The organism is Sanguibacter keddieii DSM 10542 (assembly GCF_000024925.1).
GTDB classification, from domain to species: Bacteria; Actinomycetota; Actinomycetes; order Actinomycetales; family Cellulomonadaceae; genus Sanguibacter; species Sanguibacter keddieii.
Genome location: NC_013521.1, coordinates 3,442,417 through 3,457,222 on the forward strand (window position 1 = coordinate 3,442,417; position 14,806 = coordinate 3,457,222).

Annotated in this window: 11 protein-coding genes; 1 reads left to right on the top strand and 10 read right to left on the bottom strand. The window is 72.0% G+C overall.

Features of this window, described 5'->3' with window-relative positions:
• Positions 1–87 precede the first annotated feature (87 nt).
• From SKED_RS15195 to SKED_RS15215, 5 genes are all read right to left on the bottom strand, one after another.
• Positions 88–1,710 carry a methyl-accepting chemotaxis protein gene (locus SKED_RS15195; RefSeq protein ID WP_012868060.1) on the bottom strand — a complete coding sequence of 541 codons (1,623 nt, stop codon included), beginning with the start codon at positions 1,708–1,710 and terminating at the stop codon, positions 88–90.
• A gap of 207 nt (positions 1,711–1,917) precedes the next feature.
• Positions 1,918–3,540, bottom strand: a complete 1,623-nt coding sequence (locus SKED_RS15200) for a methyl-accepting chemotaxis protein (RefSeq protein ID WP_012868061.1) — start codon at positions 3,538–3,540, stop codon at positions 1,918–1,920.
• A 253-nt stretch (positions 3,541–3,793) separates the two neighbouring features.
• A complete protein-coding gene (locus SKED_RS15205) occupies positions 3,794–5,482 on the bottom strand; it encodes a methyl-accepting chemotaxis protein (protein WP_012868062.1) in 1,689 nt (562 codons plus the stop codon).
• Between the two features lie 113 nt (positions 5,483–5,595).
• The gene (locus SKED_RS15210; protein ID WP_012868063.1) at positions 5,596–6,015 is read right to left on the bottom strand and encodes a chemotaxis protein CheW; all 420 of its coding nucleotides are present in this window, start codon (positions 6,013–6,015) and stop codon (positions 5,596–5,598) included.
• On the bottom strand, positions 6,015–8,474 hold the full coding sequence (locus tag SKED_RS15215) for a chemotaxis protein CheA (RefSeq protein ID WP_012868064.1): 2,460 nt from the start codon (positions 8,472–8,474) through the stop codon (positions 6,015–6,017). Before SKED_RS15215 ends, SKED_RS15210 begins: the two co-directional genes overlap by 1 nt.
• 254 nt (positions 8,475–8,728) lie before the next feature.
• On the opposite strand from SKED_RS15215, the gene csrA reads away from it, so the two are divergent.
• Entirely contained in the window at positions 8,729–9,019 is a 291-nt protein-coding gene (gene csrA / locus SKED_RS15220; RefSeq protein WP_012868065.1) for a carbon storage regulator CsrA, read from the top strand.
• Between the two features lie 73 nt (positions 9,020–9,092).
• On the opposite strand, the gene SKED_RS15225 is transcribed toward csrA, so the two are convergent.
• Genes SKED_RS15225 through fliQ form a run of 5 tightly spaced genes read right to left on the bottom strand, consistent with a single transcriptional unit; the run spans position 9,093 to position 14,806 of the window.
• A complete protein-coding gene (locus tag SKED_RS15225) occupies positions 9,093–10,472 on the bottom strand; it encodes a hypothetical protein (RefSeq protein ID WP_143755774.1) in 1,380 nt (459 codons plus the stop codon).
• Positions 10,450–12,510 carry a flagellar biosynthesis protein FlhA gene (locus SKED_RS15230; protein ID WP_012868067.1) on the bottom strand — a complete coding sequence of 687 codons (2,061 nt, stop codon included), beginning with the start codon at positions 12,508–12,510 and terminating at the stop codon, positions 10,450–10,452. Before SKED_RS15230 ends, SKED_RS15225 begins: the two co-directional genes overlap by 23 nt.
• Positions 12,507–13,775 carry an EscU/YscU/HrcU family type III secretion system export apparatus switch protein gene (locus SKED_RS15235; protein WP_012868068.1) on the bottom strand — a complete coding sequence of 423 codons (1,269 nt, stop codon included), beginning with the start codon at positions 13,773–13,775 and terminating at the stop codon, positions 12,507–12,509. Before SKED_RS15235 ends, SKED_RS15230 begins: the two co-directional genes overlap by 4 nt.
• Positions 13,772–14,530 carry a flagellar biosynthetic protein FliR gene (locus tag SKED_RS15240; protein ID WP_012868069.1) on the bottom strand — a complete coding sequence of 253 codons (759 nt, stop codon included), beginning with the start codon at positions 14,528–14,530 and terminating at the stop codon, positions 13,772–13,774. Before SKED_RS15240 ends, SKED_RS15235 begins: the two co-directional genes overlap by 4 nt.
• Before the next feature lie 3 nt (positions 14,531–14,533).
• Entirely contained in the window at positions 14,534–14,806 is a 273-nt protein-coding gene (gene fliQ, locus SKED_RS15245) for a flagellar biosynthesis protein FliQ (protein ID WP_012868070.1), read from the bottom strand.

Genomic DNA, 14,806 nt, shown 5'->3' on the forward strand with positions numbered 1-14,806 from the left:
GCGGCCCGGACGGCTTCTCTCCCTATCGGCACGCGCGTGCCATGTGTGAGAGGACCCGAGGAGCATCTGCGGCGGGGAGTCTCGCCCTCAGACCGTGAAGGTCCGGACCTGCGTGCGCAGCTCCGCCGAGGTCTGGGCGAGCCCGTCGACGGTCTCGGTCATCTGCCCCACGGTGACGGTCGACTCGGCCGCGGCCGCGGCGACACCGGTGATGTTCGCGGCGATCTCGCCGGCCCCGGTCGCCGCCTCGGTCACCGAGCGCGACATCTCGTTGGTCGTGGCGGTCTGCTCCTCGACCGCCGAGGCGATGGTCAGCTGGTAGTCGTTGATGCTCGCGATGATCGACGAGATCTCACCGATCGCCGCGACCGCGGACGTCGTCTGCTCCTGCACCTGCGTGATCCGCCGCGCGATGTCCTCCGCAGCCCGACCCGACTCCGCAGCCAGGTCCTTGACCTCCGAGGCCACCACCGCGAAGCCCTTGCCGGCCTCGCCGGCACGGGCCGCCTCGATCGTCGCGTTCAGGGCCAGCAGGTTCGTCTGCTCCGCGATGCTCGTGATCACCTTGACCACCGACCCGATCTCCCGCGACGTCTCGCCGAGGTCGTTGATGGCGGCGGCTGTGGCGGTCGAGAACTCGACCGCCTGCCCGGCGACCTTCGCGGCCTCGTTGGCGTTGGTCGCGATCTCACGGATCGACGCGCCCATCTCCTCCGCGCCGGCGGCGACGGTCTGCACGTTGCGCGAGACCTGCTCGGCCGCGGCGGCGACGACGCCGGCCTGCGCGCTCGTCTCCTCGGCACCTGCGGCGACCTGGGAGCTGGAGGAGGCGAGGTGCTCCGCGGCGGAGGCGAGGACGTCGCTCGAGCCGACGACCCCGGCGAGCAGCGCGGCGATCGAGCGCTGCGCGTCCCCGAGGGACCGTGCCATGTCGCCGATCTCGTCGGCGCTCGAGACGTCGGGGATCCGGGTGAGGTCGCCGACCGCGAGGGCGTCGAGGGCCTCGTTGACCTCGTGGGCGGACCGCTTCACGCGGCGGCCGAGGGCCAGGCTCAGCGTGACGACGACGGCCAGCCCGAGCAGGACGGCGGCGACGACGATCGCGCCGTTGCGGGTCCGGGCGCTCGACATGTCGTCGTGGAGGGCGTCCGCGCGCCCGGTGAGGGACTCGCCGAGCTCGGCCGTCTGGCTCGTGATCGCGTAGTACTGCTCGTACCCGGCGCCCACGACCAGCGCGTCTGCCTCGACCTTCGAGGCCTCGGTCCCGTCCTCGTACAGCGCGACGACCTGGTCGTCGACGGCCTCGAAGGCGTCCCAGCTGGAGGTGATGTCCTCGAAGGTCGCGAGCTCGGTGGGCGTCATGCTCTCCGTGTCGACCGCGTCGAGGAGGGAGCGGAGCTCCCCGATCGAGGTGAGGAACCCTGCCCTGTTGCCGGAGTCGGGTGCGACGGCGGCCTGCGGGCCCAGGGTGCTCGCGTCCCACGCGTAGGCGACCTGCCAGCCCGAGACGTCGGAGTTGTAGCGGGAGACCTCGGCCACCTGCAGGCGGAGCGCGTCGAGGCGGACGATCTGGTCGTTGGAGTCCTGCGAGGACGTGAGCCCGGCCCAGCCGGCGGAGGCGACCGCCACGGCGACGAGCATGCCCACGGCACCGACGGACAGGATCTTGGCGCGCAGGTCGTAGCGCGGACGGGTCTTCACGGCGGTCATGGGTGCTCCTGGGGCAGACGGGTGGTACCGGCTCGCTCCCCCTGCGGCCGTCTGTATCTCTCACGACGGCCAGCGCACCTCTCATCGGCCGCAGGTCGCGGTTGCTGAGGGGTCTGCGACCCCGGAGCGCCGTGCGCGGCGGGCCGGACCGCGGCTCCGCGGCGTGCGCGACGGCTCCCCCCGGGGCCGCCGCGCGCGCCGGGTGCGTCAGTAGACGAAGCGCGCGACCCGTTCGCGCAGGTCAGACGACATCATGGCGAGCTCCTGGACCGCCGTGCCCATCTGGGCGACGACGTCGGACGCCGTCCCGGCGGCAGTCGCGACCCCGACGATGTTCTGCGCGATCTCACCCGACCCGGTGGCCGCCTCGGTGACCGAGCGCGACATCTCGGTGGTCGTGGCCGTCTGCTCCTCGACCGCCGACGCGATGGTCAGCTGGTAGTCGTTGATGGTGGCGATGATCTCGCCGATGCCGGAGATCGCCGCGACCGCGGACTCCGTCTGGGTGCGGTTCACGTCGATCCGTCGCGCGATGTCCTCCGCGGCGCGGGCGGACTCGGCTGCGAGGTCCTTGACCTCGGAGGCCACCACCGCGAAGCCCTTGCCGGCCTCGCCGGCACGGGCAGCCTCGATGGTCGCGTTGAGGGCGAGCAGGTTGGTCTGCTCCGCGATGCTCGTGATGACCTTGACGACCGCGCCGATCTCCTGGCTCGAGGTGCCGAGCTCGACGACCGTCGCGCGGGTGCGCTCGGACTGCTCGACCGCCTCGTTCGACGCGCGGGCGGCCTCGTTGGCGTTCTGCGAGATCTCCCGGATCGACGCGCCCATCTGCTCGGCGCCCGCCGCGACCGTCTGGACGTTGCGGGACACCTGCTCGGCGGCTGCCGCGACCACGCCCGCCTGGACGCTGGTCTCCTCCGAGCCGGCGGCGACCTGGGTGGTCGAGGCCGACATCTCCTCGGCGGCCGCCGCGACGGTCCCGGCCGTCGCGACGACGCCCGACACGAGCTCGCGCAGGTTGGTCTGGGCGGTGGTCAGCGACCCGGCCATCTGCCCGAGCTCGTCGCGCGAGTCGACACCGGTGGGGTGCGTGAGGTCGCCGTCGCCGAGCGCGACGATGGTGGACTGCACCTTGCGCAGGTTGCCGACGATCGAGCGGACGAGGGTGACCGCGACGAGGGCGGCGAGCAGCGCTGCGACGATGCCGGCGACGATCATCGAGACGATCGCGGTACGGGCGGTCGAGGTGGACTCGGCGACCGACTGCGCGGCGCTCTCGTCGACCGCGTCGATGATCTCCTGGAGGGCGGTGGTCACCTCGGAGGTGATCGGTCGTACCTGCTCGAGGTAGGCGTCGTGGTACTCGATCGCCCCGTCCTCGGCGAACGGCGCGATGACCTGGAAGGCCGCCTGGTAGCGGCTGTAGGCGTCGGTCAGCGCCGCGAAGGCCGCGTCGTCGAGGACGTAGGGCTCGTAGGCCGCCATGCTCGCGAGGGCGTCGGTGTCGAAGCCCTCCATCTCCTGGAGGACCGTCACCTGGTCCTCGGGGGTGCTCATGCCGTACTCGAGCACCCGGGCGCGGCTCGCCTGGAACCAGCGCTGGACGCTGTTGAGGTCGGCCTGCGGGGCGATGGCCTCGCGGTTGAGGGTCTGCGTCTGCTGGTCGAGGGTGAGGATCCGCTGCGCGCCGACCGTGGTGATCATCGCGGTCAGCAGGATCACGATCCCGAAGCCGAGCCCGATGCGGACGGCGACCGGCAGGTCGGCGAGACGACGACGGCGAGGCGCCGGGCTCGGGGCAGACGGGTGGGCGGGCGAGGGCGCAGACATGGTGCTCCTGTGGCAGGGGGACGTGGCGGGAGCGCGCGACGCGCTCGGCGCCGGGCACCCCTCTCATCGGCAGGATCCTGCGGAAGATGAAGGGTCGGCGGCGCACCTCACACCCGCCTCGTGCCCGGGCTGGACGGGCGTGACCGGCCCCGGACGCACGACGAGGCCCCTCCGTCGTCCGCGCGGAGGGGCCTCGTGTGCCTTGACCTGCGCAGACACCCGGTGAGGTGCCGGTCGCGCCGGTCGGCTGCCGTCAGTACCGGAAGGTCGAGACCTTCGAGTGGAGCTCCGACGCGATCCCGGCGAGGTCGTCGACACGACCGCCGAGGTCGGCGATCGCGATGTTCGAGACCTCGGCGGTCTGCGCGACGCCGGCCGCGTTGGACGCGATCTCGCCCGAGCCGGTGGCGGCCTCGGTCACCGAGCGCGACATCTCGTTGGTCGTGGCGGTCTGCTCCTCGACCGCCGAGGCGATGGTCAGCTGGTAGTCGTTGATGCTCGCGATGATCGACGAGATCTCGGCGATGGCGTCGACGGCCGAGCGGGTGTCGACCTGGATCGCCTCGACGCGCCGGGCGATGTCCTCGGTCGCCTTGGCGGTCTCCTGGGCGAGGTCCTTGACCTCGGAGGCCACGACCGCGAAGCCCTTGCCGGCCTCGCCGGCACGGGCAGCCTCGATGGTCGCGTTGAGGGCGAGCAGGTTGGTCTGCTCCGCGATGCTCGTGATGACCTTGACGACCGCGCCGATCTCCTGGCTCGAGGTGCCGAGCTTGGCGACCGTGTCGTTCGTGGCAGCGGCCACGGTCGTCGCGGAGTGCGCGACCTTCGCGGCCTCGTTGGCGTTGGTGGCGATCTCGCGGATGGACGCGCCCATCTGCTCGGCGCCCGCGGCGACCGTCTGGACGTTGCGGGAGACCTGCTCCGCCGCGGCGGCGACCACGCCGATCTGCGCGCTCGACTCCTCCGAGCCGGTCGTCACCTGGGTGGCCCCGGCGCGCATGTCCTGCGCCGCGTCCGAGACGTTGCGGGCCGAGTCGGCCACCCCGCCGAGCACGTCGCGCAGGCTGCGCTGCGCGGTGACGAGCGCGCTCGCCATCGCACCGATCTCGTCGCGCGACGTGACGTGCGGCTCGACCGTGAGGTCGCCCTCGGCGAGCGCCTCGAGCGACCGCTGCACGGCGACCGTCGACCGGGTGATCGCCCGGGCGATGAGGATCCCGGTGGTGGCCCCGGCCGCGATCCCGAGGAGGCTCACGACGATGATGACGACCAGGCCGGAGTTTCCCGTGGAACGGGCCGTGTCGGCCAGCCCGGTGCTGTATGCCTCGGTCTCCGCCGCGCCCGCGTCGAGGTCGACGAGGTACTCGTCGATGAGCGGCTGGGACACCCGCGTGATGATCGCCTCGTACTTGGTGCGGTCGACCGAACGGGCGGCGGGGATGATCTGGGCGTCGCGCACGTCGCGCCACTCGAGGAACTTGTCGATCCCGACGATCGCGCTGGAGCCGTCCTGGAACAGCGCCGCGCGGAGCTCGGCGATCGCCACGTCCGTCTCGTCGTCGTTCTCGGCCTGCTTGTCGAGCCACTCGTTGACCCGGTTCTGGCTCGACGCCGCGGCGATCTGCGCGACGATGAGCCGCGCCTTGAGCTGGCCCTGGTGGATCTTGTTGAGCGGCACCACGATGTCCGACTGGACGACCGCGAGCTGGTTCGCGTCGTCCGAGATGGACCGGGTGGTGGTCACCGCGACCGCACCGATGATGACGATGACGAGCACGAAGGCGCCGATGATCGCCCCGATGCGCTGCATCAGGCCGAGGCGCACCCCGCGGACCCCCGCCCCGCGCCGCTGAGCGGCGGGCTCAGCGGCGGCGGGAGCGTCGGTCTCGAGGGGCCCCTCAGGGGTCTCGGTCTCGCGGTGGTCGGACGTCAGGGCGGTCATGGTGCCTCTTCCGGGTCGACGGGCGTGCCGTCGGGCCGAGAGAGACCCTCGTCGGCCCGTGTGCGGTCAGCAGCGGTCAGGTGCTGGGTCGTGCGGTGGTGCTGGCCCTCGCCTCAGGCGGCGAGGGCGGCGTCGACGTCGAGCGTCAGCAGCAGCCCCTGGTCGAGCTTGAAGGCGCCGGTGATGAGCTCACGGCTCTGAGCACCGAGCGTCTCCGGGGGCGACTCGAACTGCTCCTCGTCGAGGGTGAGCACCTCGCCCACCTCGTCGACGAGCAGGCTGATCGAGTCGTCTGCGACCTCGACGACCACCATCATCGACTCGGCGTCGGCCGCCAGGGCCTCGAGGCCGAGCCGCGGGCGCAGGTCGACCGTCATGACCACCTGTCCGCGCAGGTTCACCAGGCCGGCGATGCCGACCGGGGCGAGCGGGACGGGTGTGCGGGCGTGGTGCCCGAGCGTCTCCGAGATCCGCATGACCTCGACGCCGTAGAGCGCCTCGCCGATGCGGAACGTCACGTACTGGGTCGACATCAGACTCCCACCATCTCTGCGTCGTGCGCATAGCCGAGGCCGGTGGCCCCGACCTGGTCCAGACCGTCGGCGCCGTGCACCGGGTCGCCGTCGTAGAAGCGCGGGTCGGCCTGCAGCAGCGCCGTCGGCACGTCGAGCAGCTCGGTGACGCGTCCCGAGAGGACGATCGACCCGAGCAGGCCGATGTCGTCGACGGTGCTGCGCTCGGCGCCCGCGTCGGACACGATCTCGACGATCTCCGAGACCACCATGGCCACGGTGCGCTCGCCGCGGGTGAAGACCACCAGCGGGATCTCCTCGGTCGGCTCCTCGAAGGACCCGAGGGCACGCGCCAGGCGCGAGACCGGGACGATCGCGTCGCGGTACTGGATGACCTCGTGGCCGCCGACGAGCTCGAGGCGGTCCTGGGCGACGAGCTCGAGGCGCGTGACCATCGCGAGCGGGACCGCGACACGACGGCCCGACCCGATCCCGACGACCAGCAGCTCGGTGACCTCGCCGGCCGAGACCGTCTTCTCGACGGCCGCGCGGTGGTCGAGGTCGGCGACCTCGCCCGAGAGCGAGCGGCGTGCGATGGCCTGCACGTCGAGGATGAGCGCGACCTGGCCGTCGCCCATGAGCGTCGCCCCGGCGTAGATGCCGATCGTCTTGAGCTGGGCCGCGAGCGGCTTGACGACGATCTCCTCGTTGTTGAGGACGCGGTCGACGACGAGCCCGAAGCGCTGGTTGTCGGCCTGGAGGACCGCGATGACCGCGGAGTCCCCGTCGCCGCGCGTCTGGCCCATGACGTCGCTGAGGCGCACGAGCGGCAGCAGCGACCCGCGGAGGCGGTACACCTCGGCCGAGCCGATGTGCTCGATGGCTTCCTGCGTCTTCTGCGTGTCGAGGGCGACGAGCTCCTGCAGGTTGACCTGCGGGATCGCGTAGATCTCGGAGCCTGAGCGCACCGTGAGCGCTGGCATGATCGCGAGGGTCAGCGGGATGCGCAGGCGCCACGTGGTGCCGCGACCCACCTCGCTCTCGACCTCGACGGCCCCGCCGATGGACTCGATGTTCGAGCGGACCACGTCCATGCCGACACCGCGGCCGGACACGTTGGTGACGGCTGCGGCGGTCGAGAACCCGGGGAGGAACACGAGGTTGAGGATGTCGCTCGTGGCCATCGCGTCGAGCTGCTCGGCCGTCTTGAGGCCACGCTCGAGCGCCTTGGCGGCGACCTTCTGCGGGTCGATGCCCGCGCCGTCGTCGCGGACCTCGACCATGACCTGCCCACCGGCGTGGTAGGCGCGCAGGGTCAGGACACCGGTCGAGGGCTTGCCCGAGGCGGTGCGGGTCGCGGGCGACTCGATGCCGTGGTCGACCGCGTTGCGCACGAGGTGCGTCAGCGGGTCCTTGACGGACTCGAGGAGCGAGCGGTCGAGCTCGGTGTCCCCGCCGACCATCTCCAGGCGCACCTCACGGGCGCAGGCGGCCGCGAGGTCGCGCACGATGCGCGGCATCTTGGACCAGATGTGGTCGATCGGCTGCATGCGGGTCTTCATGACCCCTTCCTGCAGCTCGGAGGCGATGAGGCTCAGGCGCTGCGAGGAGCGCGTCAGCTCGGCGTCGGAGTCGAACCCGGCGAGCTGGGCGATCTGGTTGCGGACGAGCACGAGCTCGCCGACCTGGCGCATGAGGTCGTCGAGCAGGTCGACGTCCACGCGGATCGAGGACTCGCTCGTCCCGCGCGAGGCCACGGACTCGGTGGCCTCGGGGGCTGCCGGGCGCGCCGGGGCGGGCGTCGCCGCAGGAGCCACCGGCGTGGTGGGCGCGGCGGCGACGACGGCTGCCGTGACAGCAGCGGCAGACGCCGCAGCGCTCACGGCCCGGTCGCCGTCCTGGGCGTCCGTCGCGGCGAGGACCGCCGCGACAGCCTCGTCCGCTGCGGCCGAGGCCGCGGCGGCTGCCAGCGGTGCGGCCGCGGCGACGGCTGCTGCCGCGAGGTCCTCGGCCGTGGGCTGGCCGACCTCGGGCGCGGCTGCCTCGGGCACGGTGCTCTCGGCTGCGGCCTCGGGCGCGGTCTCCACCTCGTCCTCGCCGTCCAGCGCGCGCTGGATCACCGCGATGACGTCGTCGACCTCGATGCCGGCCTCGCCACCGGTCGACTCGATGCGACCGAGCAGGTCACGGATCGTGTCCACCATGCGCAGCAGCACGTCGGTGGTGTGCTGGTCCATGAGGCGACGTCCGTCGCGCAGCTCGACGAGCAGGCTCTCCCCGACGTGCGCGACCCTCTCGAGGTCGCCGAACGCCAGGAACCCGCTGGTTCCCTTGATCGTGTGGATCGTGCGGAAGACGCTCGAGAGCAGCTCACGCGATCCCGGGGCGCTCTCGAGCGCGACCAGGTCCTGGTCCAGCTGGTCCAGGTTCTCGTAGCTCTCGATCAGGAACTCCCGAACGATGTCGTCAATGTCGTCCACTGACGCACTCCCTCCGCTTCGCGGACGGATAGTTCTACCCGTCACGATCCACAGATCGGTCGCCACGGACCGGGTATGAGGGATTGAACCGTCAACCACCGGGTGACTCGTGGGCGACGGCGCACACACGGCACCGGGCGGCCGGGCCACGGAGGCTCCGTGCCGCAGCCCGTGCGCGGCACACCTCGACACGCAGCACACCGAGCGGTGGACCTCGCAGCGTGGCCGGGAACCCCTGGGGTAGTCTCGTCAGCATGCTGGTGCTGAGTCGACGTGTCGGGGAGAAGCTCCTCATCGGCGACGACATCGTCATCACCATCATCGACACCCGCGGGGACGGCGTCCGGATCGGCATCGACGCCCCCCGGTCCATGCGCGTCAACCGCGCCGAGGTCGTCGAGGCCGTCCAGGCCAGCAACATCGCCGCGACCACGGTCGACGACGACACCCAGGCCGCGCTCATCGCCCTGGTCTCCCAGGCCGCGAAGCCCACGAGCACCGAGACGCCCAGCACCCCGGCCGACGAGGACTCCTCGCCCGCCTGAGCGGCTGCCTGGCCTGCTGGCCACCCCGGCCGCGCCGGGTCCTGACCGAGCCTGCCCGGCTCTGCCCTGCCGCTCAGTCCCAGGCGGGGTCGTCGAGGTGCTCGTCGAGGAGGGCCGCCCACACGAGCGCGCTCGCCGGGAAGCCGTCGAGCAGGCCCACCGGGACGCCGAGCTCGAGGATCGCCGCGGGCTGCGACGTCGCCGAGACGTTGCGGGCCGCGAGGGCGTCGAAGGGCCGGTGCTGCGCGACCGCGGTCATCCAGCGGCGCGCGTCCGCGAGGCTGCGGTCGGCCTCGACGACGGCCCACACCTGGTCCGGGTCGAAGGACGCGACGAGCGACGACGCGATGGTCCAGTCCGACGCGTCCGCGCCGACCCCGAGCGCGACGACGAGCGGCGCCTCGGACTCCACGGTCGCGGCGCGCAGCCGGCGGGCGGACATGCCGGTGATGACCCAGGGGCCGTAGCCCGTCTGCGGGTCGAGCCGTCCCGCGAGCGCGATGCCGGAGTCCGGGACGCCGACGCGACGCGCGACGAGGCGCGCGGCCTCGACGACCTGCTCTCCCTGCCCGGCGACGACCACCACGGAGGCGGGCTCGCGCACGACGGCGGGCGCGCGCGGCACCCGGGCGAGCACCTGGGACAGCGGGTAGGTCCCCTGCCCGGCCGGGAGCTCGGCGAGCAGCTTCTTGGGGACCCCGACGCCGAGGAGCTCGGGGATGCTCGCCCCGGTGGTGCGCACGACGACGAACTCCGCGGGGCGGACCTCCTTGTCGAGGACCACGGGGCTCGGGCCCGACGGCGCGCTCTTGCGCGCCCACGGGTTGCTGCGCCGTGCGGACGTCTGGCCGAAGGGCGCCGCGGCGGGCACCGTGCCGAGGAGGCTCCCCGCCAGACCGGGCTGGGTCGGCGACGCCGCCGCGGCCTGGGCAGCGGTGGCGGCGGCCTCGTCGGCCTGACGGGTCTCCGAGGCGAGCTGGCGCACCGAGTCGAGGATCGACGCGAAGCTGTCCTGCTCGGTCGACACCGGGGCGACGCTGTCGTCCTCGGGCGCGGCCTCGCGGGCAGAGCCGTGGCGGTCGGCGGCGTCGGCGGCCGCGAGCAGCGCGTCGATGCCGACGGGCTGGACGTCGGCCGTGCCCTCGTCGACGGCCGCCCGCCGGGCGGCGTCGTCACCCGACGTGCCGAGCCCCGCGGTGAAGGAGGACGCCGTCGGGCCGGTGCTGCCCAGGCTGCCGCGGCTGCCCGGGGTGACGAGCGGACCAGGGACGTAGGCGACCTCGTCCGGGACCTCGACGGTCAGCTCGAAGCGTTCCTTGGCGAAGAACCCGGCCACACCTCCGGTGCGGACGCGCTCGGCCTTGACGACCTTGGCGGTGGGGCCGATCTCACCGTGCACGCGCACGATGAGGGCCTCGAGGTCGGTCCCCTCAAGCAGCAATCGCTTCGACATCGCGGACAACCCCCACAGCCTCGATCTTCACACCGGATCCGGTGACCTCGGAGTATGACATCACGGGGGCCTCGCCGTGGTGGGTGGCCACGAGGGAGCGCAGCGCGGGGCGTAGCGCCGGGGCGCACACGAGCACCACGTCGACGCCCTGGCTCTCGGCCGCGGCCCGGCCTGCGGCGAAGGACCGCAGCATGGCCTCGAGGCGGTTCGGGTCGAGCAGGATCTGGGTGCCCTGCTCCCCCGGGCGCAGCCCCTCGAGCAGCGCCTGCTCGAGGACCGGCTCGAGGGTCATGACCCGGAGCACGCCCTCGTGGCTGTGCGCGGCGGTGATCGCGGGGGCCAGCTGCAGGCGCGCGGCCTCGACGAGGCCCTCGGCGTCGGTCGAGATCTTGGCGCGCAGGGTGAGCGCCTCGTAGATGCGTCCGAGGTCGCGGACCGGGACCTGCTCGGTGAGCAGCCGCTGGAGCACGCGCTGCACCTCGCCGAGCGTCAGCAGGTTCGGCACGAGCTCGTCGACGACCGCGGGGTTCACCTGCTTGACGCCCTCCGTGAGCACGCGGACGTCCTCGCGGCTCAGCAGCCTGTCGGCGTTGCTGACGATGACGTTCGACAGGTGCGTGATGAGCACCGACACGCGGTCGACGACGGTCGCGCCCGTCATCTCGGCGGCGAAGCGCATCTCGGAGGGCACCCACTTGCCGGCGAGGCCGAACACGGGCTCGTGGACCTCGGTGCCGGGCAGCGAGCCGAGGTCGTCGCCGAGGGCGAGGACCCGGCCGGGCGGCACCTCGCCGCGGGCGGCCTCGACGCCGGAGATGCGCAGCACGTACGTCGACGCGGGCAGCTCGACCGAGTCGCGGGTGCGCACCGGCGGGACCACGATCCCGAGGTCGAGGGCCACCTTGCGGCGCAGGCCCCGGATGCGGGCGAGGAGGTCGTCGTCAGAGCCGGCGCTCACGAGGTCGACGAGGTTGGGCGCGAGCAGGATCTCGAGGGCGGAGACCCGCATGTCCTCGATGAGCTTCTCGGGGGTGTCGGCCACCGGGGCGACGGTCTCGCGGATGGCGGCGTCGAGCTCGGCGTCCTTGGCGATCTTGGCGTCGCGCGCCTTGATGCGCTGGGCACCCAGCAGCAGGCAGGCGCCGACGAGGATGAACGGCAGCTTGGGCATGCCGGGCAGGAGCGCGAGGGCGATCGCGGCGCTGCCCGCGATGAGCAGCGAGTTGCGGGACTGCGAGAGCTGCTTGGACGCCGAGGTGCCGAGGTCGGAGTCGGCGGTGGCCCGGGTGACGATGAGACCGGTGGACACCGAGAGCAGCAGGGCGGGGATCTGGGTGACGAGCCCGTCGCCGATGGTGAGCAGCGAGTACGTCTCGACGGCCTCGCCGACCTCCATGCCGCGCTGCATCATGCCGATCGCGATGCCGCCGACCAGGTTGATGATGGTGATGATGATGCCGGCGATCGCGTCGCCCTTGACGAACTTGGAACCACCGTCCATCGCACCGTAGAAGTCGGCCTCGGCGGCGACGTCCGCGCGGCGCTGGCGCGCCTGGTCCTCGGTGATGAGCCCGGAGTTGAGGTCGGCGTCGATGGCCATCTGCTTGCCGGGCATCGCGTCGAGGGTGAAGCGGGCGCCGACCTCGGCCACGCGCCCGGCACCGTTGGTGATGACCACGAACTGGATCACCACGAGGATGAGGAAGATGACGAGCCCGATGATGAGCGAGCCGCCGACCACGAAGTGCCCGAAGGCGTCGATGACCTCGCCGGCGTAGCCGTCACGGAGCACGAGGCGGGTCGAGGCCACGTTGAGCCCGAGCCGGAACAGCGTCGCGACGAGGATCAACGAGGGGAAGACCGAGAAGTCGAGCGGTCGCTGCACGTACATGGTCGTCAGCAGGATGACCAGGGACATGACGATGTTGACGACGATGAGCACGTCGAGCAGCCAGGCGGGCAGCGGGATGACGAGCAGCATCACGATGCCGACCACCCCGACGGGTACCGCCAGCTTGGCGAGGTCGCGGTTCTTCATGCTCGGGCCTCCGAGAGGGTGGACGTCCCCGGTGCGGGGCCGTCGGGCTGCGTGGTGGTCTGGGTGCTGGTCTGCGATGCGGTGGGCGCCTCGCCGTCCGGCGGGCGCGCCGTGCGCGACGCCCGGGTGCGGCGTGCGGGCGGCGGGGTGCCGGGTGGTGGTTCGGGGATGGTCGGCTGCGGCATGCTGCGGACGCCGTCCGTGCTGGCGCCCCGGCGCTTGAGGGCCATGACGAAGGCGAGCACCTGGGCGACCGCCGCGTAGAGGTCGGCGGGGATCTCCTCGCCGATCTCGCACGCTCCGTGCAGGGCACGGGCCAGCGGCACGTCGGAGATCATCGGGACGCTCTTCTCGGCCGCGACCTCGCGGATGCGGGCGGCGACGTGGCCGGCGCCCTTGGCGACGACGCGCGGTGCGCCGGTGCCGGCCTCGTACTTCAGGGCGACGGCGACGTGCGTCGGGTTGACGAGCACCACGTCGGCGTCGCCCACCGAGGCGATCATGCGGTTGCGGCTCATGGCGATCTGCTTGGAGCGGATGGCGCCCTTGAGCTGCGGGTCTCCCTCGGACTGCTTGTTCTCCTGCTTGACCTCGTACTTCGACATCCGCGTCTTCTTGCGGTTGCGCTTCATCACCACGACGAGGTCGAGGATGGCGAGGGCGATGCCGGCGGCCACCGCGCTCCACAGCAGCGCCTGGATGCCGCCGCCCGCCGCCGACAGCAGCGCGCCGACGGACAGGCCGCCCGCGGTGAGCAGCACCGGCATGAGGTTCTGGATCGCGATGTAGAGCACGAGCCCGACGACGAGGGTCTTGGCGAGGGCCTTGACGCCCTGCCACAGCGCCTGTCCGCCGAAGGTGTTCTTGATGCCCTTGACGAGGTTGAAGTGGTCGAACTTCGGCTTGAGCTTCTTGGTCGCGACGTGCAGGCCGCCCTGCGACACGTTGCCCACGACCGCCGCGAGGACCACCACGACGAGCAGCGGCGTGAGGCTCGTGAGGATGGAGTCCATCCCGGTGCCGAGCAGGTCGACGACCACGAGCGGGTCCGGGTTCGAGATGATCTCGCGGACGGCGCTCAGCTGGTCGACCGCGGCCTCGGCACCGCGGCCGAGAGCCACGGGCAGCATGACCGCGGCGGCGCCGATGCCGAGCCAGGCGCTGAGGTCCTGCGACCGCTGGAGCGCACCGTCCTTGCGGTTCTGCTTCATCCGCTTCGGTGTCGCCTGCTCGGTCTTCTCCCCCGAGTCACCTCCCCCGCTCACGAGGTGACCCCCAGCATCGACTCGAGGGACGTGCCCGTGAGGGACTCGATGATCCGCGGCATCGCGAGGTAGGTGAGCGACGCGAGGCTGAGCGTGAGCAAGATCTTCAGCGGGAAGCCGAGCGCGAAGGCGTTGAGCGCGGGAGCCACACGGGTGAGCAGGCCGAGGCCGACGTCGGCGAGGAACAGCACGACCACGAGCGGCCCGGCGATCTGCAGCGTCGCGAGGAACATGCCCGTGAGGCTCGACGTGAGGGCCTCGCCGAGGCGGGCGAGGTCGAGGGTGGACCCGAGCGGGAGCGCGTCGAAGGTCCGGACGAGCCCGCCGATGACCATCTGGTAGCCGTTCGAGGCGAAGAGGATGACCACGGCGGTCAGCTGGTAGAGCCGGGCGAACTGCGCGCCGTTGACCTGGGTCATCGGGTCGAAGCCCTGGGCCAGCGAGAACCCGCCCATGAGGTCGATGAGCGCGCCCGCCGACTGGACGGCCGAGAACACGACCGCCACGAGGAACCCCAGCCCGGCTCCGATGATGGCCTCCCCCACGAGCAGCACGACGTACTCGCCGGTGCTGTCCGGGACCAGGTTCTCCACGCGCGGCGAGACGGCGAGCGCGAGACCGGTCGCCAGCATGACCTTGACGGTCGCGGGGATGCCGCGGTGCGAGAACGGCGGCGCGACGACGAGGAACGCCACCATGCGCACGCCCACGAGCATGAGGGACTCGAGCGCGCCGAGGGAGAGGCTGAGGGTCACCGGTCAGCCCCCGAGCAGACCGGGGATGCGGCCGAAGAGCTCGTGGGTGAACGAGATCATCTCGGAGATCATCCAGTGCCCGGAGATCAGCAGCGCGAGTGAGACCGCGATGGCCTTGGGCACGAAGCTGAGGGTGACCTCCTGGATCTGGGTGATGGACTGCAGGAGCGAGACCGCAAAACCGACGACGAGCGCCGTGATGAGGACCGGTGCGCACAGCTTGGCCGCGATGATGAGGCCCTGCACGCCGATGTCGAGGACTGCCGAGGTGTCCAT

What these genes read in the sequence shown, in the direction of transcription:
- csrA (WP_012868065.1), top strand. Translation starts at nt 8,729, where the DNA reads ATGCTGGTGCTGAGTCGACGTGTCGGGGAGAAGCTCCTCATCGGCGAC.
- SKED_RS15200 (WP_012868061.1), bottom strand. Translation starts at nt 3,540, where the DNA reads ATGTCTGCGCCCTCGCCCGCCCACCCGTCTGCCCCGAGCCCGGCGCCT.
- SKED_RS15230 (WP_012868067.1), bottom strand. Translation starts at nt 12,510, where the DNA reads ATGAAGAACCGCGACCTCGCCAAGCTGGCGGTACCCGTCGGGGTGGTC.
- SKED_RS15210 (WP_012868063.1), bottom strand. Translation starts at nt 6,015, where the DNA reads ATGTCGACCCAGTACGTGACGTTCCGCATCGGCGAGGCGCTCTACGGC.
- fliQ (WP_012868070.1), bottom strand. Translation starts at nt 14,806, where the DNA reads ATGGACACCTCGGCAGTCCTCGACATCGGCGTGCAGGGCCTCATCATC.
- SKED_RS15195 (WP_012868060.1), bottom strand. Translation starts at nt 1,710, where the DNA reads ATGACCGCCGTGAAGACCCGTCCGCGCTACGACCTGCGCGCCAAGATC.
- SKED_RS15225 (WP_143755774.1), bottom strand. Translation starts at nt 10,472, where the DNA reads ATGTCGAAGCGATTGCTGCTTGAGGGGACCGACCTCGAGGCCCTCATC.
- SKED_RS15205 (WP_012868062.1), bottom strand. Translation starts at nt 5,482, where the DNA reads ATGACCGCCCTGACGTCCGACCACCGCGAGACCGAGACCCCTGAGGGG.